This window comes from Cellulomonas sp. URHD0024, assembly GCF_000426185.1.
Classification (GTDB): domain Bacteria; phylum Actinomycetota; class Actinomycetes; order Actinomycetales; family Cellulomonadaceae; genus Cellulomonas.
The window spans coordinates 105,987-129,645 of record NZ_AUEW01000010.1; the positions used below are offsets into that span (position 1 = coordinate 105,987).

Here is a 23,659-nt window from a genome sequence, read left to right on the forward strand (position 1 = left end):
CGGAGGCCCGCCCGGGGCCTCCGGGACGTCTGCGCCCGAGAGGAGTGCCGGTGGACGACGGGTACCTGCAGCAGTACGTGTCCCTGTTCGAGGAGTTCGACGTCATCGGCGCCTTCTGGGTGAACATCCAGCTCACCGTGTACGCCGGGATCCTCGGCCTCGTCCTCGGCACCGTGCTGGCCACCATGCGCATCTCCCCCGTCCCGAGCCTGCGCTGGGCCGGGTCCGCCTACGTCACCGTGTTCCGGAACACCCCGCTCACGATCATCATGGTGTTCTGCGTGCTCGGGCTCTGGGGTCAGCTCGGCTGGACGCTGTCACCGGACTTCACGACGAACTTCTTCCGGTTCGCGGTCGTCGCCCTGACCGTCTACCACGCCGCCTTCTTCTGCGAGGCGCTGCGTTCGGGCGTCAACACGGTGCCGATCGGTCAGGCCGAGGCCGCCCGCGCGATCGGGCTGAGCTTCCTCCCGGCTGCGCGTCTCGTGATCCTGCCCCAGGCGTTCCGCGGGTCAGTCGCACCGCTCGGCAACGTCCTGATCGCCCTCATCAAGAACTCGACCGTCGCGGCCGCGGCCGGCGTCGCCGAGGCTGCCGGCCTGATGAAGACCATGATCGAGTTCCGACCCGACGTCATCCTCGCGATCTTCCTGACCTTCGCCTTCGGCTTCGTCGTTCTCGTCGTCCCCGTCGGGATGGCGACCACGGCACTGTCGCGACGACTGGCGGTCGTCCGATGACCGACTCCCCGCTCTTCGACACCCCCGGACCGCGGGCACGGCGCCGGATGCTCTGGATGAACATCGTCGGCGCGCTTGTCGTCGCCGGCATCGGGTTCCTGGTGCTGCGCGCGTTCGCGGCCAAGGGACAGCTCGACGCCGACCTCTGGAACCCGTTCGTCGGTTCGCGTGCCTGGGAGAACTTCCTCCTGCCCGGACTCAAGGACACGCTCAAGGCCGCGGGCATCTCGATCGTGACCGCGAGCATCTTCGGGATCGTGTTCGGCATCGGCCGGCTCTCCCGCTCGTCGCTCGTGCGCCGTGTCAGCGGCGCGATCGTCGAGTTCTTCCGGGCCGTCCCGGTCCTGCTGATGATGATCTTCTTCTACCTCGGCATCGCGCGCCTGCACGTAGTCGAGCCGGCCGATCTGCCCCTGGTCGCGGTCGTGCTCGGGCTGACGTTCTACAACGGCTCCGTCTTCGCCGAGCTCATCCGGTCCGGCGTCCACAGCCTGCCGCGCGGTCAGCGCGAGGCGGCCCTCGCCGTCGGCCTGCGACCGACACAGTCGCTCCGGCTGATCGAGGTGCCCCAGGCGCTCATCGCCATGCTTCCGGCCATCGCGAGCCAGCTGGTCGTCATCCTCAAGGACACCGCGCTCGGCTCGATCATCACGTATCCGGACCTGCTCGACGCCGCCCGTCGGCTCGGATCGGGCGACGGCAACATCCTGCAGGCGCTGATGATCGCCGCAGGAATGTTCATCGTCATCAACTACGCGCTGACCCGCCTGGCGGGCCGCCTGGCGCGGCGGGTCGGCGGCCGGACCGCTGGCCGGCCACGCGCCGAGGCCCCCGGCCTCGCCGTCGGACCCGGGGCGACGTGACCTCTCGGTCAGCCGGCGGTCGCGCTCGCGCGGATCTCGCGGATGACCGTCACCTTGATCTCGCCCGGGTAGGCCAGGTCCGACTCGATGTGCCGTGCGATGGCGACCGCAAGCTGCGGCAGCGCGTAGTCGTCCACCTCGGACGGCTCGACGACGACCCGGACCTCACGGCCCGCGGACATGGCCAGCGCGCGACGCACACCGGCATGGGCAGCGACGAGCTGCTCGAGCTTGTCGATCCGCTCGACGTACTGGTCGAGCTCCTCCCGACGGGCACCGGGACGCGCCGCCGAGATCGCGTCGGCGACCTGGACGAGCACTGCCTCGACCGTCTCCGGCGGGACCTCGTCGTGGTGAGCGGCGATCGCGTTCACCACGGCGGGCGACTCCCCGTGCCGTCGAGCGAGGTCCGCGCCGACGGCCGCGTGCGTCCCGGGAAGCTGCGACGTGAGCGCCTTGCCCAGGTCGTGCAGGAACGCACCGCGCCGGGTGACCTCGACGTCGGCACCGACCTCCGCGGCGAGCGCGGCAGCGAGCAGACCCGTCTCGATGAGGTGCTCGAGGACGTTCTGCCCGTACGACGTGCGCAGACGGAGACGTCCGAGCGTGCGCACCAGCGTCGGATGCAGGCCCGCGATCCCGACGCGCTCTGCAGCGTCGTGGCCGGCCGCCTCCGTACGCTCCTCGGCACTCGCCAGGGCATCGCCGTACGCCTGCTCGATGCGTTGTGGGTGGATCCGACCGTCCGCCATCAGCGCCTCGAGCGTCACCTGCGCGATCTCGCGCCGCTCCGGGTCGTAGCACGAGAGCACGACCGAGTCGGGCTGGTCGTCGACGAGGACGTTCACACCGGTCAGTGCCTCGAAGGACCGGATGTTGCGGCCCTCCTTGCCGATGATCCGGCCCTTCATCTCGTCCGAGGGCAGCGGGAGAACCGTGATCGCCGACTGCGAGCTCGTGGCGACCGCGAGCCGCTGGACCGCTGTCGTGATGATCCGACGGGCACGCGCGTCCGCCGTGCGGCGCGCCTGGGCCTCGGCGCGGCGAACCTGCGCGGCGGCGTCGTTCTCGGCCTGGGTGGTGATCCGACGCGCCAGCTCGGCGCGGGCGTCCTCGGCTGTCATCCCGGAGATCGCCTCGAGCTCGGCGATCGCTGCACGGTCCACCTCGGCGATCCTGCGGGCGACGTCGCGGTCGATCTCGTCCCGGAGTCGAGACGCTTCACGCTGCTCGTGGGCGGCGCTGTCCGCGCGGGCGCGGGTCGTCTTCTGCAGCTCCTCGACTTCGGCACGATCGGCAGCCAGCGTCTGCTCGCGTTCCGCGGTCCGCACGTCTCGGCGCTCGGCGTCCGCCCGGAGCGCGCGCGCCTCGTCCTTGATCGCGGCGACGTCCTGCGCCGCCTGAGCTCGTTGGAGTCCCGCCTCGCGCCGAGCGACGAGGACGAGGACCAGCGCAACGAGGCAGGCGCCGAGCAGGCCGACGACGGTGGCCAGGGCGCCTGGGTCGTCCACTGAGTCATCCTCCGCTCGCCGTCCGCGTGTGCACGCTGCGCAGGTCGATCCGTGCGCTACCGCCATTCTCGCGCAGGTGAGGTGCACAAATGACGGACCGCCACCCGGCACGACCCGGACGATTCCCAACATCGTGAGCCTGAACAGTGTCGACGGGAGCGAAACATCCCGCGAGTCCCTCGGTTTGGCTGGTCCGGGACCCGACTGTCTCGGATGGCGTCGGCCGCTCGTCTGGGTCGCGACCCGGCGCCCGCTCCGCCCTCGTGGGTGCCGTGCTGGGGATCTGTCCGGCCAGGGCAGGCGGCCGAAGCGTCGTCCCCGGAGCACGCAGGACCCGACCCGCCGTGACCATCGGCGTGGATCCGCACCAGTTCGTCGTGGGCGTGGACACCCACGCCCTAGGACGCCTCGGCGCTCGTCACGAAGTCGGTGAGCGCCGCGGCCCACTGCTCGAAGGCGTCGAGGTGGGCGTCGTGCGAGGCGCCGACCAGGTCGACCCGCGTGGCGTCCCTCCCATGGGCGACGAAGCGGGCCTTCGCCTCCTCGGAGAACATGCCCCCGTCCGCGTAGACGACGAGGGTGGGCGCCACCACGCTCGCCCACTCCTCCCAGCGTGGCACCGCGACGTCGCGGATCGACGCGACCATCACGTCCGGGTCGAACCGCGGGTGGAGGCCGTCGGGGCGTTCGTCCAGGTCCGCCACCCACGCCTGGGCCAACGGCCCGTCACCCAGAGCGGCGCGCGCCTCGTCGCGACCTGCGAACGGGACCTTCCAGGAGCGGAAGTACTCACCGAGGTCCGCGCTCTCGTCCGCCGACCCGCCCCCTTCGTTGCACTCGAGCAGCACCAGCCTGCGCACGAGGTCCGGGCGGGCGGCCGCCACCAGCATCGCGGTGTGCGCGCCCATCGACTGCCCCACCACGTCGACAGGGCCGGACGACTCCGACTCGATCACCCGCACCACGTCCCCGACGAAGGCGGCTCGCGACGTGTCGGCGGGTACGCGGGTGCTCAGGCCGTGTCCGCGCTGGTCGACCAGGATCACCCGCCGGCCGGACAGCGCCTCGGCGGTGGGGACGAGCTCGCGGCTGCTGCCGGCCAGACCGTGCAGGATCACGACGGTCGGCTCCGCCCCGTCGACGACCGAGTAGGCGATCGTGGTGCCGTCCTCGACGCGGACCGTGCGGTGGTCCTGAATCACCGGGTGACCCTACAACGGCCCTCACCAAGGACCGTCCGACCCTGGAACACCGACGGACTCCCGGGTCGATGCCGTCAGCCGGTCAGTCCGGCTCCAAGCCGCCGGGGACCTCTGACGCCGCGTCGGCGAGCTCCTCACGCACCAGCCGTGACACGAGTCCCGGCGGGTAGCCCTTGCGACCGAGCGCCGCATACGTGCGCCTGGCCCGGGTCTGGGTGTCCAACGTGGAGGTCGCAGCAAGCTTGCGCCGCACGAGCGCGCGCGCCGCGGCCTCCTCGTCGTCGCCGTCGACCTCTTCCAGCGCAGAAGAGGCCAGCTCGTCGTCGATGCCCTTGCGACGCAGCTCCACCGCGATCGCTCTGCGGGACAGCCCACGTTCGGCGTGCCGGGTCCGCACGAGCATCCGTGCGAACTCGGCGTCGTCGATCAGTCCGACCTCGCTGAAACGGTCGAGCACCTTCTCGGCGACCGCGTCCGGAACGTCCTTGCGTGCCATCGCGTCCGCCAACTGGGCCCGACTTCGCGCCGCACCGGTCAGGAGCCGTAACGCGATCGCGCGCGCGACCGACTCCTGGTCCGGCTCGACGTCCGACGCGGCCGCGCCGACCGGGGGCGGCTCGTTGCCGCTCCGCCCCCGTCGGCCCGTCTGGAAGGCCATGCGTCTCAGAAGTCGACGGGCGCTGGGGCGTCGGCGGGTGCGTCGATCCGCGCGCCGATGCCGAGCTTCTCCTTGATCTTCTTGTCGAGCTCGTTGGCCAGGTCGGGGTTGTCCTTCAGGAAGGTGCGGGCGTTCTCCTTGCCCTGACCCAGCTGGTCGCCTTCGTACGTGTACCAGGCACCCGACTTGCGCACGAACCCGTGCTCCACGCCCATGTCGATCAGGCTGCCCTCGCGGGAGATGCCGACGCCGTAGAGGATGTCGAACTCCGCCTGCTTGAAGGGCGGCGCCATCTTGTTCTTGACGACCTTGACGCGGGTCCGGTTGCCGACCGCCTCCGTGCCCTCCTTGAGGGTCTCGATGCGACGGATGTCCAGACGCACCGAGGCGTAGAACTTGAGCGCCTTGCCACCGGTCGTGGTCTCAGGAGAACCGAAGAACACCCCGATCTTCTCGCGCAGCTGGTTGATGAAGATCGCCGTGGTGCCGGACTGGCTGAGCGCGCCGGTGATCTTGCGCAGTGCCTGCGACATCAGTCGCGCCTGCAGACCGACGTGGCTGTCCCCCATCTCGCCCTCGATCTCGGCCTTGGGCACGAGGGCCGCGACCGAGTCGATGACGACGATGTCGATCGCGCCGGAGCGGATCAGCATGTCCATGATCTCGAGCGCCTGCTCACCGGTGTCCGGCTGGGAGACGAGCAGCGCGTCCGTGTCCACGCCGAGCTTCTTGGCGTACTCGGGGTCCAGCGCGTGCTCCGCGTCGATGAACGCCGCGATGCCACCGGCGCGCTGCGCATTGGCGACCGCGTGAAGGGCCACCGTCGTCTTGCCCGAGGACTCCGGGCCATAGATCTCCACGACGCGGCCGCGGGGCAGCCCGCCGATACCGAGCGCGACGTCCAGCGCGATGGAGCCGGTGGGGATGACCTCCACCGGGGCACGCCCGTCGTCGCCGAGGCGCATGATCGATCCCTTGCCGAACTGGCGGTCGATCTGGCTCAGTGCTGCCTCGAGCGCCTTCTCGCGATCCTGTGGTGCGGCCATGGTGACCTCGTCTGTCTCGAGCAGCGTGTGCTGCGGTACGGGGGCTGGTCCTTGTCACGAGAGACGCTATGTCCGACCACCGACATCCCGGCCGAGCCCCCCCGTCCCCGCACTCTGGCGGGGGCTGTGGGCGGCTCAACCGCTCGCACGACACACCATACCGAACAGACGTTCGATCAGCTCCGACACGCCGCGCGTGTCGCCGAGATGCAGCGCAAGGAGCTCAGGAGAGCTCCAGCTGCTCGCCCGGCACCACCACATGCACGGCGAGGTCCGGAGCCACACGTGCGGCCGCGTGCGCGAAGGCGGGTCCGGCACGGTCCATCCACCCCGGGGGCAGTCGTCGCGACACCGGTGCGTGCAGCGTCCCCCAGTGCACGGGGACGGCGGCCCGGACCCCGACCGTCACGCAGGCACGCGCGGCCTGAGCGGGATCCATGTGCCCCCCCGAGAGGCGCGGTCCCCAGCCGCCCACCGGGATGAGAGCGAGGTCGATCGGCCCCTCGGCCAGGGCCGGCAGGTCCGCCATCGCGGGAAACGGGGACGTGTCCCCCGCGAACCAGATCCGGTAGGTCGGCGTGGTGACCAGGAACCCGTTGGCCGCGTTCGGCCGGTGCGGCATCGGCCGGTGGATGTGGACCGCCGGGACCAGTCGGACCCGGACCTGCGAGCCCGGGACGTCCCACCACTCGTGGTCGGTGAGTCCGGTCGCGCCCTCGATGCCACGCCGGCGCAGCCAGTGCGCGTTCGCGGGGGCCGTCAGCACCGGCGTCCCGCCGAGCTGACGCAGCGACCCCAGCTCGGCGTGGTCGTGGTGCAGGTGCGAGAGCAGCACGGTCGCCGAGCCCTGCCAGTCAGCGGGACGCGGGGCCGCGCCGCGCCGCCGCAGCAGACCGGCGTGCCGCAGGAGGAGCGGGTCGGTCAGCAGCCGCACACCGTCGAGATCGAGCACCGTGCTCGCGTGCCCGAGCCAGCGCAGCCGGAGCGTCACGGTCGAAGGCCCCGCGCCGCACCCCACCGGATCAGCTGCTCGTGCACGGACTCGGCACCCACGAGGATCTCGGCGTCGCCGACCGGCTCGCGCAGCTCGTCGTCCATCAGCCAGTGCGACGGGTGCAGCAGGAACGCGTGGTTCTGCGCGCCGCCGATCCCGCCGTGCGAGCCGACCTGCCCCTCGAAGGCGTGCACGTGGCCGGTCTCGCCCACCGTCGAGATCAGCAGCAGGTCGCCCGTGTGCGGCAGGCGCGCGGCGCGCACCAGGTCCGGACGCCCTCGCGGGCCGTAGGGCAGCAGCGGGTCCTCACCCTCGGGCTCGGCGCCCTCCTGCTCGAGCAGCACGAGTCCTCGTGGCCCGATGGCGACCAGTCCACCGTCGGCCGTGTCGACGACGACGACCCCCACACCCGGTCGGGCCGCAAGCCCGGTGACGAGTCCGGGCCACCTCGCCTGGAAGTCCTCGAGCGTGAGGCGATGCGGGACCCGTGGGAACCAGACGAGACCCAGGTTGCCCGATCCGACGGTGACCACGTCGGGCAGCTCGTCCGCGGCCTGCACCTTCGGGCGTCCCTGGTCCGGACCGAGCACCGCCGTGCGGTTGGAGAGGTTCAGCGCGCTGTTGACCAGGGCGTTCAGCGGTCCCCAGTCCTCACCGGTCCCGCTGTCCACCCCGTCGGCGGTCGGCTCGGCCATGAGCGCGCGGACCGAGTCCAGGAGGCTCTCCCCGCCGAGCTGCGCGTAGGTCGCCCCGAGCGCCTGCCCGTGGTCGGACAGGACGACGATCTCGTAGTCACGCGGCGCCACGGCGATCACCCGCTCGAGCGTGCCGAGCACTCGGTCGAGTCCCTCCAGCGACCGCAGCGACTCCGGGCGGGTCGGCCCTGCGTGGTGGGCGATCTCGTCGTAGTCGACGAGGTCGACGTAGATCGTCGGGTCTCCGCGCAGGAGCGCCTCGGCCACCAAGGACGTGTTGAGGTCGCGCAGCAGCACGTTGCTGATGCCGCGCAGGATGATGTACCAGCCCGCCCGGGAGATGCGCGGCTGCACGTCGCGCACCCGCTGACGACGGGCCTGGTAGAGCTCCTTGACCATCTCGCCGGCCGACACGGTGACCGCACGTGCGAGGACGAACGGGCTGGCGAAGAACCGCACGTACGCGGGACCCGGACCGAGGCCCCCGTCGGGGCCCTTCGTGCGCGAACGGCTCATCACGACGTACGCCGTCGTGGCGTCGCCCGAGAACATCGTCGAGATGGCTGTCCCTCCGCCTGCGAGGAGACCTTTCCCGGTGGTGAGCCGCTGCTCCACCAGCTCCGCGTCCTCCGGGTGGTTCGTCACGACGAGGCGGCCGAGGTCCCGGTCCCACCAGCGGAACGCAGGGATCTGGCCGGAGTCGCCGTGCAGCAGGCCGGCCTGGCTCGCCGGGGTCGTCGACGGGATGCGCGCCCACCAGTCCTCGAGCACGTGGTCGCCGCTGGTGATCCACCGCTGGATGTTCGGCGCCAACCCCGCCTCGATGGCCTCCCGCAGCACCGGCGCCGCGACCCCGTCCAGCTGCACGACGAGCATCCCTGCCTCCCGCGGCGCGCCGTCGCCCCGCTCGACGATGCCCTGACGCCGGGCGTGCCGACGCGCACGGCGCACGACCACCGCGATCACGTAGTCGCTGTCGTTCGCGCCCATGATCCAGCGGCCGACCGCCATGACGATCGCGGTGAGCACCAGCACTCCGAGGACGTCCCAGACGCTGTCGGCGGTGATGCCGGGGACGAGCCCGAGGGCTATCCACAGCACCGCGACCTGGGCCAGCAGCCCCAGGCCGAGGGCCAGCACCGCGCTGCCTCGACGAGCGAGAAAGCGCAGCGGGGCCCCGAGCAGGAGGTCGCCGATGGCCACGACCACCGCGGCGGCGATGATCGAGGCCGGGGTGTCGGAGCGCACGCCTTCGAGGAGCCACACCGCGATCGCGAGCCCCAGCGTCGTCGTGGTCAGCGTCAGGAGCGCTTCACCGGTGTCCTGCAGTGTGGGAACCCACGCACGAAGGCGCCGGCCGGTCGGGGACGTCATCGTGGGTGTCTCTCCTCAGGCCCGCGGCGGCGCCGGGCGGCGGGCGTCCGCCCCCCAGCGTGCCTTCTCGGGGATCTCGAGCTCGTCACACAGGGCGTGCCACACGGTGCGGGGTTCGACGTTGTCGTCCAGCGCCTGGACGGCGGTGCGCTGGTCGAGGGTGCCGAGAACCAGCTCACGGGTGAGCTCACGGCCGTGCGCAGCGCCGAGCACCTCGTCGACCAGCTGCCAGAACTCGCGATACCGCACGAGGCACAGCCTGCCACCTGCGCAGGGAGTTCGGTTCCCGAGCCCGTTGCGGGCACCCTGCTGTCGGGTGTGGGTGCCTGCGGCCACAATGACCCCGTGGTGCTGATGCGTTTCTCGGACCCGACCAGGACCTGGTTCACGGGTGCGTTCGCCGAGCCCACAGCCGCTCAGCTGGGCGCCTGGTCGGCGGTGGCTGGTGGGGACCACGCACTCGTGGTCGCGCCCACCGGCTCGGGCAAGACGCTCGCGGCCTTCCTGTGGGCCGTGGACGGGTTGCTGACCGGCGTACCGGTCGACGACCCGGTCGAGCGCTGCCGCGTGCTGTACGTGTCGCCGTTGAAGGCCCTGGCCACGGACGTCGAGCGGAACCTGCGTTCACCGCTCGTCGGTATCCGGCAGGCGGCACAGCGCCTTGGCACCACCCTCCCCGACGTCACGGTCGGCATCCGCACGGGCGACACCCCGCCGAGCGAGCGCAGGGCCTTCGCGACGAAGCCGCCGGACATCCTGATCACGACGCCCGAGTCGCTCTACCTGGTCCTCACCTCCGGCGCACGGGCCGGGCTGGCCGGGATCCGGACGGTGATCCTCGACGAGATCCACGCGGTCGCCGCCACCAAGCGCGGTGCGCACCTCGCCCTGTCGCTCGAACGCCTCGACGCGCTGCTCGAGCGCCCCGGCGGACCCGGACCGGCGCAGCGCATCGGGCTGTCCGCGACCGTGCAGCCGGTCGAGGCGGTCGCCGAGTTCCTCGGGGGCGCGCGTTCGCGCCAGGACGGCGGGCGTGATGTCGTCGTGGTGCAGCCGCCGTCGACCAAGCAGATCGTCGTCGACGTCGTCGTCCCGGTGCCGGACCTGGCGGACCTGCGTGCGGCGGGCACCCTCCCCGGCGACGACCTGTCCGGAGCCGCCGACGCACCCCTCGTGAGGCCCTCGATCTGGCCGCACGTCGAGGAGCGCGTGGTCGACCTCGTCGCCGAGCACCGCTCGACGCTCGTGTTCACCAACTCCCGCCGCGGCGCGGAACGGCTGACCGCCCGGATGAACGAGGTCTGGGCGGAGCGGCAGGGCGAGGAGGTGCCGGACCACGGCTCGGTGACGGCCGCATCCGTGCCCGGCCAGTCGGGCACCGCGGTGGGCGTCGACACGCGAGACGCCGCGACCATCCTGGCCCGCGCGCACCACGGGTCGATGAGCCGGGCGGAGCGGACGCGCACCGAGTCCGAGCTCAAGGCCGGGAACCTGCCGGCGGTCGTCGCGACCAGCTCTCTCGAGCTCGGTATCGACATGGGCGCGATCGACCTGGTGGTGCAGGTCGGGTCGCCGCCGTCCGTGGCGAGCGGGCTGCAACGCGTCGGTCGTGCCGGGCACCAGGTCGGGGCGGTGTCGCGCGGTGTGGTGTTCCCGACGTTCCGAGGTGAGCTCGTGGCGGCCGCCGTGACGGCCGAGCGGATGCGGACCGGCACGCTCGAACCACTGCACGTCCCGCGGAACCCGCTCGACGTCCTCGCCCAGCAGATCGTGGCGATGGTCGCGGTCGAGGACTGGACGCTCGACGGGCTGGCGGCCGTGGTCCGCCGGGCCGCGCCCTTCTCCGGCCTGGGCGACGCGACCCTGCGCGCCGTGCTCGACATGCTGGCCGGCCGGTACCCGAGCGAGGAGTTCGCCGAGCTGCGTCCGCGGCTGGTCTGGGACCGTGTCCGGGACGTGCTGAGCGGCCGCCCCGGATCGCTGCGCCTCGCGGTGACCAGCGGCGGGACCATCCCGGACCGCGGGATGTACGGGGTCTTCCTGGCCGGTGGAGCGCCGACCAGCGACGTGCCGGTCGATGCCGAACGCACCGGCGGCGCGCTGCGCGGCGGCAAGCGGGTGGGTGAGCTCGACGAGGAGATGGTCTACGAGTCGCGCGTCGGTGACATGTTCACGCTGGGGTCGAGCACGTGGCGCATCGACGACATCACGCCCGACCGCGTGCTCGTCACACCGGCACCGGGCGTCCCGGGTCGGCTCCCGTTCTGGAAGGGCGACGCCCCTGGTCGGCCCGCCGAGCTCGGTCGCGCGATGGGTGGGTGGGTCCGCGACGTGCTCGGGTCCTCGGACAGTCGAGCGCGCGTCGAGGCTGCCGGCCTGGACGCGTGGGCGGCCGACAACCTGCTCGCGTACCTGACCGAGCAGCAGGCCGCGACGGGAGAGGTTCCCTCGGACACCACGCTGGTGGTCGAGCGGTTCCGCGACGAGCTGGGCGACTGGCGGATCGTCGTGCACTCCCCCTACGGCGCCCGCGTGCACGCACCGTGGGCGATCGTGATCGGCGCCCGGCTGCGCGAGAAGTACGGCGTCGACGCGGCCGCGATGCACTCGGACGACGGCATCGTCCTGCGGCTGCCGGACATGCTCGACGCCGGTGCGGCTCTGGGGGACGACGTGTGGGCCGACGCCGCCGGACCGGCGATCGACCTCGCCGACCTGCTCATGGACGCCGACGAGGTGCTCGACGCGGTCCGGGCGGAGCTGGGATCGTCGGCGATGTTCGGTGCACGGTTCCGTGAGGCGGCCAGTCGGGCGCTGCTGCTCCCCCGACGCCGACCCGACCGACGGACACCCCTGTGGCAGCAGCGGCAGCGGTCGGCGCAGCTCCTCTCCGTCGCTTCCGAGTACCCGGACTTCCCGATCCTGCTCGAGGCCGTGCGCGAGTGCTTGCAGGACGACTTCGACACCGGTGCGCTCACGGCTCTCATGCGAGACGTTGCCGCGCGACGCGTACGCGTGGTCGAAGTGACGACGACGCAGCCGTCGCCCTTCGCACAGTCGCTGCTCTTCGGGTACACGGCGCAGTTCCTGTACGACGGGGACGCGCCCCTGGCGGAGCGGCGGGCCGCGGCCTTGACGCTCGACCCGACGCTGCTGGCCGAGCTGCTCGGTCAGGGCGGTGCGTCCCAGCTGGCCGACCTGCTGGACCCCGATGCCGTCCTGCGCACAGAGGCCGAGCTGAGCGGTCGCGCGCCGGAGCGGCAGGCGGGATCGCTGGAGCAGGTCGCTGACGTGGTGCGGCGGCACGGGCCGCTGTCCACCTCGGAGGTCGCCGAACGCGTCCAGCCTGCCGTCGTGGGGCAGGTGCCCAACTGGCTGTCGTCGCTCGAGGGGGCCCGCCGGCTGATCCGGGTCCGACTCGGCGGGGTGGCGCCCGAGCGGGCCGAGCAGTGGGCGGCGGTCGAGGACGCCGGCCGGCTGCGCGACGCGCTCGGCGTGGCCCTGCCGGTCGGCGTCCCGGAGGTGTTCACCGAGCTGGTGCCTGATCCCGTGGGCGACCTGCTGCGTCGGCACGCGCGCACACGCGGGCCGTTCACCGCCGCGGCCGCCGCGGCCCGGTTCGGGTGGGGCGTCGCGATCGTCACCGAGTCCCTGCGACGGCTCGAGCGCTCCGGTGTCCTGGTCCAGGGTCGCCTCCGGCCGGACGTGCTGGGCGGCACGGGCGACGAGTTCTGCGACGCCGACGTGCTGCGCCAGCTCAGGCGACGGTCGCTGGCCGCGCTGCGGGCCGAGGTCGAGCCGGTCGCGCCGCAGACCCTGGGGGTGTTCCTGCCGCGGTGGCAAGGGGTGCACCCGGTGGGCTGGTCGGCGCGTTCCTCGGCGACCGGCACGCTGCGGGGTGTCGACGGTGTCGCACGCGTGGTCGAGCAGCTCGCCGGATCGGTGATCCCGGCCTCGGCGCTGGAGACGCACGTCCTGCCCGCGCGCGTCCCGGACTACGTGCCCGCGATGCTCGACGAGCTGACCGCGGCGGGTGAGGTCGTCTGGGCCGGCCACGGTGCGCTGGCCGGGCACGACGGTCTTGTCTCCCTGCATCCCGCGTCCGTGGCCGACCTGACTCTGCCGCCCCTCTCGATCGGCGACGCCGACCAGGGCGAGCTGCATCAGGCGATCCTCTCGGCGCTCGGCGGCGGCGGAGCTTGGTTCCTCGCAGCGTTGACCGACCGGGTCCGCGAGCTGCTGGAGGAGTCGCCCACCCAGGTGGACGTCGCGACGGCCGTCTGGGACCTCGTGTGGGGCGGACAGGTCACCAACGACGGGCTGGCCCCCCTGCGCGCGTGGCTCGGCACGGGCACCACCGCCCACAAGACCCGGACCCCCACCCCGCGCGGGCGCGCCCTGCGCCCCAGGCTGGGCCTGCGGGCGGCGGTCCGTGTCGGCGGTTCGGCGCAGGTCGGATCCTCCCGGGGCACGGCACTCGCGGCCGGCGGCGGTCGCTGGTCCCTCCTGCCCGCGCGGGAGGCCGACCCCACCTTGCGCGCTCACGCGCTCGCAGCCCAGCTGCTCGACCGGCACGGCATCCTCACCCGCGCGGTCGCACCCGCCGAGGGGATCGGGTCGCAGTTCGCGGACGTCTACAAGGTGCTCTCGGCGCTCGAGCAGGGAGGTCAGGTGCGCCGGGGCTACTTCGTCGAACGCCTCGGTGGCTCCCAGTTCGCGCTGCCCGGTGCCGTCGACCGCCTCCGCATCGACGCCCAGGTGGTGGACCGCGCAACCGATCCCGATGAGCGGAAGGACCCCTCGGTGGTCGTGCTCGCGGCCACCGACCCGGCCAACCCGTACGGCGCGTCCCTGCCCTGGCCCGTTGCGTCCACGGACGGCGGGCACCGGCCCGGCCGCAAGGGCGGAGCGCTGGTCGTGCTGGTCGACGGTGCCCTCGTGCTCTACCTGGAACGCGGCGGCCGGACCGTGCTGTCGTTCTCGCTCGACAGCGCCGTACTGCTCGCGGCCGCAGACGGTCTGGCGGTCACCATGCGAACCCGGCACTTCGGTCGGCTGACCATCGCGCGGCTCGACGGCATCGACGTGCTCGGCGGCGGCGCGTTGCACGGGACCGTGGGCCAGGCCCTCGTCGCCGCCGGCTTCGCGCCGACGCCGCGTGGGCTGCGCCTGCCGGGGCAGTCATGACGCGAGCGACGACGGTGAGCCCGGCGCCCCAGCCCGTCCGGTCACGCCGCACGCTGCTCGTTGCTCCCCTCAGGTCGGCCGGCGAGCATGCCCGAGGGTGACGTCCTGCGTCGGACTGCGAATCGGCTCGACCTGGCGCTCACCGGCCAGGTCGTCGTGCGCTCGGACCTGCGCTGGCCCACCCCCGCCACCGTCGATCTGGTCGGCACGACGGTGCTCGGTACGCGGTCCTACGGAAAGCATCTGCTGACCCGGTTCGACGACGGGCGCACGCTGCACACGCACCTACGGATGGAGGGACGCTGGCGGGTCGAGCGGACCGGCTCCCCGCAGGCCGCGGCCCGCTCCGAGCAGGTCCGCGCCGTGCTCGCCACGGAGCAGTGGACAGCGATCGGGTACCAGCTGGGCATGCTCGATGTGGTGCGCACCGTCGACGAGCACGCGGTGATCGGCCATCTGGGACCGGATCTGCTCGGCGAGACGGTCGACGCCGACGAGGCGCTGCGCCGATGGGCCACCCGAGGCTCGACCCCGGTTGCCGAGGTCCTGCTCGACCAGCAGGTCGTCGCGGGCATCGGCACGATCTACTCGGCGGAGTCACTCTTCGCCGAGCGGATCTGGCCCTGGACGCCCGCTGACTCGATCCCCGACCCGTCCCGACTGCTCGCCGTGGCCCGTCGGCAGATGCAGCAGTCGGTGGTCACGGGCCTCCCACCCGGGCGCGTCCACGGCCGGCTGCGCCAACCGTGCGTGCGGTGCGGCACCCCGATCGCCGTCGGGCAGGCGCGCAGGCCGCCGATGGAACGGCCGATCTTCTACTGCCCGACCTGCCAGAAGCCGTCGAGCTGACATCGTGAACCGAGGGCGCAGGCGCCGCCCGCGGGCTGTCGTCGCGCGTGGGCGAGGGTGTGCGTCGGCGATGTCGTGCGTCGGCGGACGCGTGTGCGTCGGTGACGTCCTGCGTCGGCGGACGCGTGTGCGGCGGTGACGTCGTGCGTCGGCGGACGCGTGTGGGTCGGTGACGTCCTGCGTCGGCGGACGCGTGTGCGTCGACGATGTCGCGCGTCGGCGGACGCGTGTGCGTCGGTGACGTCGCGCGTCGGCGGACGCGTGTTCGTCGGTGATGTCGCGTGGAGAACGTCGTACTGCTTCGGCGGACCGTGTGCGGCGATGTCGCGCCACGGCGGGCGGCGTGCGCGGGCGGACATCGACTTGGGCCGGCACCGGCGACGACCGGCGGCTGACTCTCGGAACGACGAACGACGAACGGCCCGCGACCGAGGTCCACGAGCCGTTCGAAAGCGAGTGCGACGACGGTGTCGCGCGCGTCAGTCACGTGAGGCCGTGCCCCGGCGCCTGCGCTTCCCGAAGGACCCAGACGTCCGTGCACCGCGGTGGGCTGTCCGTGCGGTGCCGCGCCGATGCGCGGCCCGACCAGTCAGCCGATCGCTGCGAGCTCCGACCGCGACCGCGCCCAACCGCCGTCGGCGGAACCAGCCACCGACGCCGCCAGGTCCGCGGGGACCGTGTCCGGGATCAACAGACCCTCGGCCACCGCAACACGGTCGCTGACTTCACGCAGAACGAGCGACATGGGGACGTCCAACGCTTCGCAGATGCTGTTCAGCAGCTCCGAGGACGCTTCCTTCTGACCACGCTCCACCTCGCTCAGGTAGCCGAGCGAGACGCGGGCCGCAGACGACACCTCACGCAGGGTGCGCCCCTGGCGCTGTCGCGCGTCACGCAGAACGTCGCCGATCTCTCGACGGAGTACAACCATCCGGGCTCCCCCTCTCGCGTCACGTGTCTCTCCCGTACCGGGTGCCGTTGTCCGGAGAGGACTGGGCACCACCGCTCCCGGCTGTCCCTTGACCGGAAGAACTCCACCGTACCGTGCGCCGCCGACACGAGGAGGAGTCCTGCGCGCCGGAGGTCTAGTGCTCATCACGGTCCTTGCAACGACTGGCGGGTACATCGTGTTCCCGCCTACCACCTCATCGGCTTATAACGCCCTCAGGTTCACCTTCGTGGCGCACGTATTCGAGGGCGAGACGCAGGACCGCGTCCACCGCACCCGATCGGACCGTCGAGCGATCACCGGGCACGCGCAGGGAGCGCACCACCGCGCCGATGGGCGCGGCGACCGCGACATGGACGGTGCCGGGCGGATGGCCGTCCTGGGGATCGGGCCCGGCGACCCCCGTCGTCGCAAGCCCGACGTCTGCGCCGAGGCGCTCGCGGACCGCCTCGGCCATCTGGCGCGCCACCTCGGGGTCGACCGGCCCGCGGGCGGCAAGCAGCGCGCTGCCGACCCCGAGCACCGTGGCCTTGAGGTCGGTCGCGTAGGCGACGACGCCCCCGCGCAGGCTCGCCGACGCACCGGGGACGTCGACGATCGTGGAGCACACGAGCCCGCCGGTGAGCGACTCAGCGACCGCGACGCTCCACCCGCGCGAGCGCAGGACCGCGAGCAGCTCGGCAGCGGCCGTCATCGGTCAGAGTCCGGCGTACGGCGGCCGGCTCGCCGTCCGACGGATCTGGACGGCCGTCCGCACGTAGTCGACGCCGGTCACGACAGTGACGACGAGGGCGGCGGCCATGAAGGCGACGGCCAGCGCATGGACCCACGAGGGGAGAGCATCGAGCGGGAGCAGGTAGAGGCCGATCGCGACCGACTGCAGCACGGTCTTCAGCTTGCCGCCACGCGACGCGGGCAGCACGACGTAGCGCAGCAAGAAGAACCGCATGACCGTGATGCCGATCTCGCGCACCAGGATGATCAGGGTGACCCACCAGGACAGCTCGTCGAGCCAGGAGAGGAGCACGAGGGCCGTGCCGATCAGCAGCTTGTCGGCGATCGGGTCCAGCAGCTTGCCGATGTCGGTGATCTGACCGGACCGGCGGGCGAGCCAGCCGTCCATCCGGTCGGTGAGCGCCGCCACCACGAAGATCCCTGTCGCGACGAGCCGGCCGGAGGTGCTGTTCCCGCCGTCGACGAGGAGCGCCCACGCGAAGAACGGCACCAGCGCAATGCGCAGCACCGTGAGCATGTTCGCCAGGTTCCAGGGGGAAGGCGCGGCGTCGACCACCCGGACAGCCTAGGTGGACCGCAGCGATGCTCGGGCACGAGGCGGCACCTACTACAGTCCGCGTGTGACCCGCCACGCCCGCGCCGGCCGCCGCTCCCCGGTGGTGATCGCCTTGGCGATCGCTTTTCTCGTCGTCGCGAGCCTGGGCGCAGCGGCGGCGGCGCTGCACCCGTGGGCCCCGCCGGCGACGGGCTCGACGAGCTCGGCTCACGGTCCGGACGCCGTCGCCACCAGGTCGTCGGCCACACCGACCCCGACACCGACCCCCACGGCCGACCCCGACGCCGAGTTCACGATCGTCGCGGCCGGCGACGTCCTGCCGCACCTCCCGGTGCTCGCGGACGCGCGTGTGTCCGGCGGCGGGTACAACTTCGGGCCCCTCCTCGCGCCGATGAACCCATGGATCCAGGGGGCCGACCTGGCGCTCTGCCACATGGAGGTGCCGATCGCCCCGGCCGGCACGCGACCGAGCGGGTATCCCCTGTTCGGGACCGCGTCGGAGATCGCTGCTGATCTGAAGGCGCAGGGCTGGGACGGGTGCTCGACGGCGTCGAACCACTCCGTCGACCGTGGTTTCCCCGGCGTCGCCGCGACGCTCGACGCCTTCGACGCCGTGGGCCTGGGACACACCGGGACCGCCCGGAGCGCCCTCGAGCAGTCGCAGCCGCAGCTCTACCAGCTGGAGCGTGGGGGCCAGACCATCACCGTCGCGCACATCGCCGCGGCGTACGGGACGAACGGCATGCCGATCGCGGCCGACAAGCCCTGGTCCGTGAACCTCATCGACGTGCCGGCCATGGCGGCCCAGGCGGCAGCGGCCCGGACAGCCGGCGCCGATCTCGTGATCGCGAGCGTGCACTGCTGTGTGGAGTACCAGACCGCGCCGACGACCGAGCAGGTCGCGTTCGACCAGGCCCTCGCCGACACCGGCCAGTTCGACCTGCTCATCGGCCACCACGCCCACGTCCCCCAGCCCGTCGTGAAGCTCTCCGGCGGTCCGCGCGGCGAGGGCATGTGGGTGGCCTACGGCCTGGGCAACTTCCTCTCGAACCAGGACGATGCCTGCTGCGTCGAGAACACCGACTCGGGACTGCTGCTCACCGCGCACGTGTCCAGCCCGGGCGCGTTCCACGCCCGAGGCACCGTGGCGGGGCCCGCGCGGGTCACCGGGGTGGAGTGGACGCCGATCACCGTCGACCGGCTCGGTGGGCACCAGGTGCATGCGCTCGTCGACATACCGACCGGGACGAGCTCACTGAGCCCGGCCGCCGTCGCCGACCGCCTGGCGCGGGTGACCGCGGCCGCCGGGGACCAGGCGCCGCAGCGGACCACCCCGACGGCTCCGACCGGTCCCGCTCCGCTCGTCGTGCCGCGGACGGCCGGCTGACTCAGGTCGAGACGTCCCCCGGCTGCGCGGGTCCGTACAGCCACCCCTGGCCGTACCGCCACCCGTTGCGGTGCAGGAACTCGGCCTGCTCCTCGTGCTCGATACCCTCGGCGATCGTCACCATGGCCAGCTCGCGGGCGAGCGCCCCGAGCGCTCGGGCCACCTTGCCGGCGGTCGGGTCCTCGGGGATCCCCGAGGTGAACGACATGTCGAGCTTCACCCCCGCGACCGGCAGGTCACGCAGGTACGACAGCGGTGAGACGCCGGTGCCGAAGTCGTCCAGCAGGACGGGAACGCCCGCCGCCGACAGCTGCGTCAGCTCGTGCCGGATCCGCGTCCCGGAGGCCACGAGCGAGGACTCCGTCAGCTCCACGACGACGCGTCCCGCGGTGAGGCGGTGCCGCGAGATCTCGCCCAGCAGCGTCGTCGCGAACTCGCCGTCGCCGAGCTGGTCGGCCGAGACGTTGACGGAGACCCAGCGCGTCTTGTCGACGGTCGACGCCACGAACTCGACCACGCGCGTCGCGACGAACTGCCCGAGCGCGACGGCCATGCCGGCTTCCTGGATGTGCGGCAGGAACGATCCGGGCAGCAGAAGCCCGCGGTACGGGTGCTGCCAGCGGACGAGCGCCTCGTAGCCGACCACCCGGGCGTCGGCGAGGTCGACGATCGGCTGGTAGTGCACGACGAGCTGGTCCTCGGCGAGGGCGACGGCGAGCTCGCGCTGCAGGTCCGAGGCGGAGCCGGCGGTCATCGACGCCTCGAAGACCTCGGTGCGGCTGCGCCCGGATGCCTTGGCCCGGTAGAGCGCGGCGTCGGCGGCGGCCAGCAGCGCGGGCGCTCCCCCGGCGGCCGTCTCCGGGTCCGCGAGCGCGATCCCGATGCTCGCGGCGACGGTCAGCCGTCGGCGGCCGACACGGACCGTCTCGCGCAGGCCCGCGTGAACCGCCTGAGCGACCTCGAACACCGCCTTCGGGCCGTCGACGTCCTGGACGACGACGACGAACTCGTCGCCGCCGAGACGCGCCACCGTGCCCCGGCGCGCGGTGGCCGCCCGCAGGACGCCCGCGACGTGCACGAGCACCTCGTCACCGGCCGCGTGCCCGTAGCGGTCGTTGATCTCCTTGAACCCGTCGAGGTCGCACGCCAGCACGGCCACCCGCTCGCCGACGCCCGGCTGCTCGAGCACCGACTGCAGGACCTCTTGCAGCAGCGTGCGGTTGGCCAGGCCGGTCAGCGGGTCGTGCATCGCGCGGTGCGTCAGCATCTCGGCCTGCAGCCGGGACTCGGTGGAGTCCCGGACCTGCACGACGAAGTGGTCCGGCTGCCCGCTCGGGGTGCGGACGAGCGCGGCGTCGAGCGCGACCCAGACGAGATGGCCGTCGGCCCGCTGGTACTTCTTCTCGAGCGAGAACCGGTGCTGGCCGCCGCCGAGCAGCCGGTCGACCTCGAGGCGCTCCGCGGGCCGGCTGTCGGGCGTGCTGAGGTCCTCCATGCGATACCCGCGCAGGGCGCCGACACTCGTGCCGAGCAGCTCCGCGAACGCCGCGTTCGCCTCGACGATCTCCCAGTCGAGGTCGACGAGGGCCATGCCGATCGGTGCGTTCTCCATGGCGACCCGGAACTGCATCTCGCTGCGCGTGAGCGCCGCCTCGACCTCGCGACGTCCGGTGACGTCGACGAGCGTCGTCAGCATGGCGTCGGCGTCCCCGTCGCCGGCGGGTACGAGCTGGCTGGAGACCTGGACCATGCGTGCCTGGCTCCCGTCCGTGCCGGGCAGCGCGATGCCGACGAGGACGTGCCCCTCGTCGCCACCCCCGCGCGCCGCGATCGTGCGGTGGCTGAGCACCGCGGCAGGGTTCATGGCCAGGCCTTGCTCGTTGAGCAGGACCAGCGGCAGGTCCGCGATGGTGCGGCCGACAGAGCTCTCGGCGTCGATGCCCAGGATCGCCGCCGCCCGCTCCGACATGTCGAGCACCCGGCCCGTGAGGGACTGGACGAGCACGCCCTCCTTGGTCACCGACTGCAGCGCGTCGTAGCGGTGCCGCAGCTCGCGGCTGAGGGCGAGGAGCGCGTTGGCTCGTCGCACCTCGGCCCGCTGCTTGCCCAGCAGGACGAGGACGGACACGAGTGCGACCACGGCGACCATGGCGATCGCCAGGCTCACCATCTGCACCGAGCTCACCGGCGGCTGCCGGACCAGGGCCCGGCGTCCTCCTCCTCGGCACCGTCGAAGTAGTCGGTCGCGACCGGAGGTTCACCGGGCAGGGCACCGTCCGGTCCCGTCGCGTACGGGTCGTCGTCCTCGACAGGTGCACCGCGCAGCATCGCCAGGGTCCCCGCGAGGTCGTCCGGCTGGACCAGCACCTCGCGTGCCTTGGACCCTTCGGACGGTCCGACGATCTCGCGCGACTCGAGCAGGTCCATGAGCCGACCGGCCTTGGCGAACCCGACGCGCAGCTTGCGCTGGAGCATCGACGTCGACCCGAACTGCGTGGTCACGACGAGCTCCGCGGCCTGCAGCAGCAGGTCCAGGTCGTCGCCGATGTCGTCGTCCACCTGCTTCTTGGGCGCGACGGCGGCGATGTCCTGGCGGTAGACCGGCTTGAGCTGCTTCTTGACGTGCTCGACGACCGCGTGGATCTCCGACTCGGACACCCACGCACCCTGCGTGCGCATCGGCTTGGCGGCTCCCATCGGCAGGAACAGTGCGTCACCCTGTCCGATGAGCTTCTCGGCGCCCGGCTGGTCGAGCACGACCCGCGAGTCGGTCAGTGAGCTCGTCGCGAAGGCCAGGCGGGACGGCACGTTGGCCTTGATCAGACCCGTCACGACGTCGACCGACGGCCGCTGGGTGGCGAGGACGAGGTGGATGCCTGCCGCGCGGGCCAGCTGGGTGATGCGCTGGATGGAGGCCTCGACGTCGCGCGGCGCCACCATCATGAGGTCCGCCAGCTCGTCGACGACGACCAGCAGGTACGGGTACGTGGCGATCTTGCGCTCGGAGCCGGGCAGCGGCTTGACCTTGCCCAGTCGCACGGCCGCGTTGAAGTCGTCGATGTGCTTGAACCCGAAGTTCGCCAGGTCGTCGTACCGCGCCTCCATCTCACGCACCACCCACTCGAGGGCCTCGGCGGCCTTCTTGGGGTTGGTGATGATCGGCGTGATGAGGTGCGGGATGCCCTCGTAGACCGTGAGCTCGACGCGTTTCGGGTCGACGAGCACCATCCGCACCTCGTCGGGCGTCGCTCGCATGAGGATCGAGACGATCATCGAGTTCACGAAGCTGGACTTGCCCGCGCCGGTGGCGCCGGCGACGAGCAGGTGGGGCATCTTGGCCAGGTTGGCCGTGACGTAGCCGCCCTCGACGTCCTTGCCGACGCCGATGACCATCGGGTGCTCGGTGCGCTTGGCGGCGCTGGAGCGCAGCACGTCGCCGAGCGAGACCGTCTCGCGGTCCGTGTTCGGGATCTCGATGCCGATCGCCGACTTGCCGGGGATGGGCGACAGGATCCGCACGTCCGCGCTGGCGACCGCGTACGCGATGTTCTTGCTCAGTGCGGTGACCCGCTCGACCTTGACGGCCTGCCCGAGCTCGACCTCGTACCGGGTCACCGTCGGGCCACGCGTGAAGCCCGTGACCTTGGCGTCGATCTCGAAGGAGTCGAGCACGGTCGTCAGCGACTCGACGACGCGGTCGTTGGCAGCCGAGCGGACCTTGTGCGGTGCGCCCTTGGTGAGCGTCTCGTCCGACGGCAGCGTGTAGAGCACGTCGCCCTCGAGCATCGGCTGCTCGCCGCGCGGCACGGGGGTCGTCTCGGGGGCCGTGATCGGCTTCTTGGCGACGCGCGTGATCGGCTCGGTGTCCGGCGCTGCCTCGCGCTGCCGGGCGGCCTCCGCCTCGGCCTCGGCTGCCGCCGCGACGATCGCCGCGCGAGCGAAGGCCTCGTCGCCGTCGTACTCGTCCAGACGGGTCTCGTCGGCTTCGTCGACGGTCTCGGCACGCTTGCGACGACCGAGCAGGCTGGACCTCCTGAGCTTCTTCGGGGCGACCTCGGGCTCGTCGAGCGCGGTGTGGCCCGCGTTGATGACGAGGGGCTCGTCGTCGTCCTCGTCGTCCTGCGGCTCCTCGTCGCGGTGGTTGCCGGTGAGTCGGTCGTAGACGCCGCGTAGCCGCGGGATCACCTGGTGCACGGGCGTCTTGGTGACCACCAGCATGCCGAAGAACGCGAGCAGGACGAGCAGAGCGACGGCCACGCCAGGGGTGAGCAGGGTGGCCAGCGGCGTGCCGACCATCAGCCCGAGGATGCCGCCGGCGGAGCGCAGCGCCTCGAAGTCGTCGGTGCCGGGCAGGCCGGCGGAGATCTGCAGCAGCCCACAGACGGCGAGTGCGATAGCAGCGAGCCCGATGCCGATGCGGCCGTTGGCCTCGGTGCGGTCCGGGTGCCGCATCAGCCGGATCGCCAGACCCAGCAGGACGAGCGGTACGGCGACGCCCACCTTGCCGAACGTTCCGGCGACGATGCTGTGCACGACGGTTCCGGCCGTGCCGGACAGCGCCCACCACTCCCGGGCGGCGATCACGATCGCCAGGCCGAGCAGGGTGAACGCGACGCCGTCGCGACGGTGGGCAGGATCGAGGTCACGGGCTCCGCGACCGACGCGGCGGGCCGTGCCCCCGACGAGGTGCGCGCCGCCCATCCAGACCGCCTTGACCATCCGGATGGGCAGTGCTTGCTTGGGCGGCGGCGGTGGGCTCTTGCGAGGGGAGGGTCGACCGGTTCCGCCCCCACCGGCCCTGGCCGTCGCGGAGGAGCCCGTGCGCGGAGCGCCCGTACCCGGGGCGCGCGACGACGCCGACGCACCGGAACGGGCGCCTGAGGTGGACGTACGAGTCGCCATGGTCCTCAAAC

17 protein-coding genes are annotated in these 23,659 nt (G+C 72.3%); 5 read left to right on the forward strand and 12 right to left on the reverse strand.

Annotation, left to right across the window (positions count from 1 at the left end):
- Window positions 1–50 precede the first annotated feature (50 nt).
- Window positions 51–740, forward strand: coding sequence for an amino acid ABC transporter permease (locus I847_RS0111910; protein WP_028049863.1), 690 nt, complete (start codon window positions 51–53; stop codon window positions 738–740).
- Window positions 737–1,603, forward strand: a complete 867-nt coding sequence (locus I847_RS0111915) for an amino acid ABC transporter permease (RefSeq protein WP_028049864.1) — start codon at window positions 737–739, stop codon at window positions 1,601–1,603. Before I847_RS0111910 ends, I847_RS0111915 begins: the two co-directional genes overlap by 4 nt.
- Window positions 1,604–1,611: 8 nt before the next feature.
- Here the strand turns inward: I847_RS0111915 and rny are convergent, their stop codons facing one another.
- The 7 genes from rny to I847_RS0111950 form a co-directional block, all read right to left on the reverse strand.
- Window positions 1,612–3,114, reverse strand: a complete 1,503-nt coding sequence (gene rny / locus I847_RS0111920) for a ribonuclease Y (protein ID WP_028049865.1) — start codon at window positions 3,112–3,114, stop codon at window positions 1,612–1,614.
- A 398-nt stretch (window positions 3,115–3,512) separates the two neighbouring features.
- On the reverse strand, window positions 3,513–4,316 hold the full coding sequence (locus I847_RS23465) for an alpha/beta fold hydrolase (RefSeq protein ID WP_155856129.1): 804 nt from the start codon (window positions 4,314–4,316) through the stop codon (window positions 3,513–3,515).
- 82 nt (window positions 4,317–4,398) lie between these two features.
- A complete protein-coding gene (locus I847_RS0111930; RefSeq protein WP_028049866.1) occupies window positions 4,399–4,974 on the reverse strand; it encodes a regulatory protein RecX in 576 nt (191 codons plus the stop codon).
- Window positions 4,975–4,979: 5 nt separating this feature from the next.
- Window positions 4,980–6,020, reverse strand: coding sequence for a recombinase RecA (recA, locus tag I847_RS0111935; RefSeq protein WP_028049867.1), 1,041 nt, complete (start codon window positions 6,018–6,020; stop codon window positions 4,980–4,982).
- A 223-nt stretch (window positions 6,021–6,243) separates the two neighbouring features.
- Window positions 6,244–7,011 carry an MBL fold metallo-hydrolase gene (locus tag I847_RS0111940; protein WP_028049868.1) on the reverse strand — a complete coding sequence of 256 codons (768 nt, stop codon included), beginning with the start codon at window positions 7,009–7,011 and terminating at the stop codon, window positions 6,244–6,246.
- A complete protein-coding gene (locus tag I847_RS0111945) occupies window positions 7,008–9,083 on the reverse strand; it encodes an alkaline phosphatase family protein (protein ID WP_028049869.1) in 2,076 nt (691 codons plus the stop codon). The genes I847_RS0111940 and I847_RS0111945 overlap by 4 nt, the downstream gene beginning before the upstream one ends.
- 15 nt (window positions 9,084–9,098) lie before the next feature.
- Window positions 9,099–9,332 carry a DUF3046 domain-containing protein gene (locus I847_RS0111950; RefSeq protein ID WP_028049870.1) on the reverse strand — a complete coding sequence of 78 codons (234 nt, stop codon included), beginning with the start codon at window positions 9,330–9,332 and terminating at the stop codon, window positions 9,099–9,101.
- Window positions 9,333–9,428: 96 nt separating this feature from the next.
- On the opposite strand from I847_RS0111950, the gene I847_RS0111955 reads away from it, so the two are divergent.
- Together I847_RS0111955 and I847_RS0111960 are read left to right on the forward strand one after the other, a co-directional pair.
- Window positions 9,429–14,270: an ATP-dependent helicase gene (locus tag I847_RS0111955; protein ID WP_028049871.1), complete on the forward strand. Its 4,842-nt coding sequence runs from the start codon at window positions 9,429–9,431 to the stop codon at window positions 14,268–14,270.
- An 87-nt stretch (window positions 14,271–14,357) separates the two neighbouring features.
- On the forward strand, window positions 14,358–15,119 hold the full coding sequence (locus I847_RS0111960) for an Fpg/Nei family DNA glycosylase (RefSeq protein ID WP_028049872.1): 762 nt from the start codon (window positions 14,358–14,360) through the stop codon (window positions 15,117–15,119).
- Between the two features lie 589 nt (window positions 15,120–15,708).
- Here the strand turns inward: I847_RS0111960 and I847_RS0111970 are convergent.
- The 3 genes from I847_RS0111970 to pgsA form a co-directional block, all read right to left on the reverse strand.
- The gene (locus I847_RS0111970; protein ID WP_028049874.1) at window positions 15,709–16,050 is read right to left on the reverse strand and encodes a helix-turn-helix domain-containing protein; all 342 of its coding nucleotides are present in this window, start codon (window positions 16,048–16,050) and stop codon (window positions 15,709–15,711) included.
- Window positions 16,051–16,264: 214 nt separating this feature from the next.
- Window positions 16,265–16,762, reverse strand: a complete 498-nt coding sequence (locus I847_RS27125; protein WP_028049875.1) for a CinA family protein — start codon at window positions 16,760–16,762, stop codon at window positions 16,265–16,267.
- A 3-nt stretch (window positions 16,763–16,765) separates the two neighbouring features.
- The gene (gene pgsA, locus I847_RS27130) at window positions 16,766–17,359 is read right to left on the reverse strand and encodes a CDP-diacylglycerol--glycerol-3-phosphate 3-phosphatidyltransferase (RefSeq protein WP_028049876.1); all 594 of its coding nucleotides are present in this window, start codon (window positions 17,357–17,359) and stop codon (window positions 16,766–16,768) included.
- A gap of 64 nt (window positions 17,360–17,423) precedes the next feature.
- Between pgsA and I847_RS0111985 the strand changes: the two genes are divergently transcribed.
- Window positions 17,424–18,746: a CapA family protein gene (locus I847_RS0111985; protein ID WP_028049877.1), complete on the forward strand. Its 1,323-nt coding sequence runs from the start codon at window positions 17,424–17,426 to the stop codon at window positions 18,744–18,746.
- 1 nt (window position 18,747) lies between these two features.
- On the opposite strand, the gene I847_RS0111990 is transcribed toward I847_RS0111985, so the two are convergent.
- Together I847_RS0111990 and I847_RS0111995 are read right to left on the reverse strand one after the other, a co-directional pair.
- On the reverse strand, window positions 18,748–20,931 hold the full coding sequence (locus I847_RS0111990; protein WP_231384204.1) for a bifunctional diguanylate cyclase/phosphodiesterase: 2,184 nt from the start codon (window positions 20,929–20,931) through the stop codon (window positions 18,748–18,750).
- Window positions 20,928–23,648 (reverse strand): DNA translocase FtsK, encoded by a 2,721-nt coding sequence (locus tag I847_RS0111995; RefSeq protein WP_081680833.1) that lies wholly within the window; start codon window positions 23,646–23,648, stop codon window positions 20,928–20,930. The genes I847_RS0111990 and I847_RS0111995 overlap by 4 nt, the downstream gene beginning before the upstream one ends.
- Window positions 23,649–23,659: the final 11 nt, after the last annotated feature.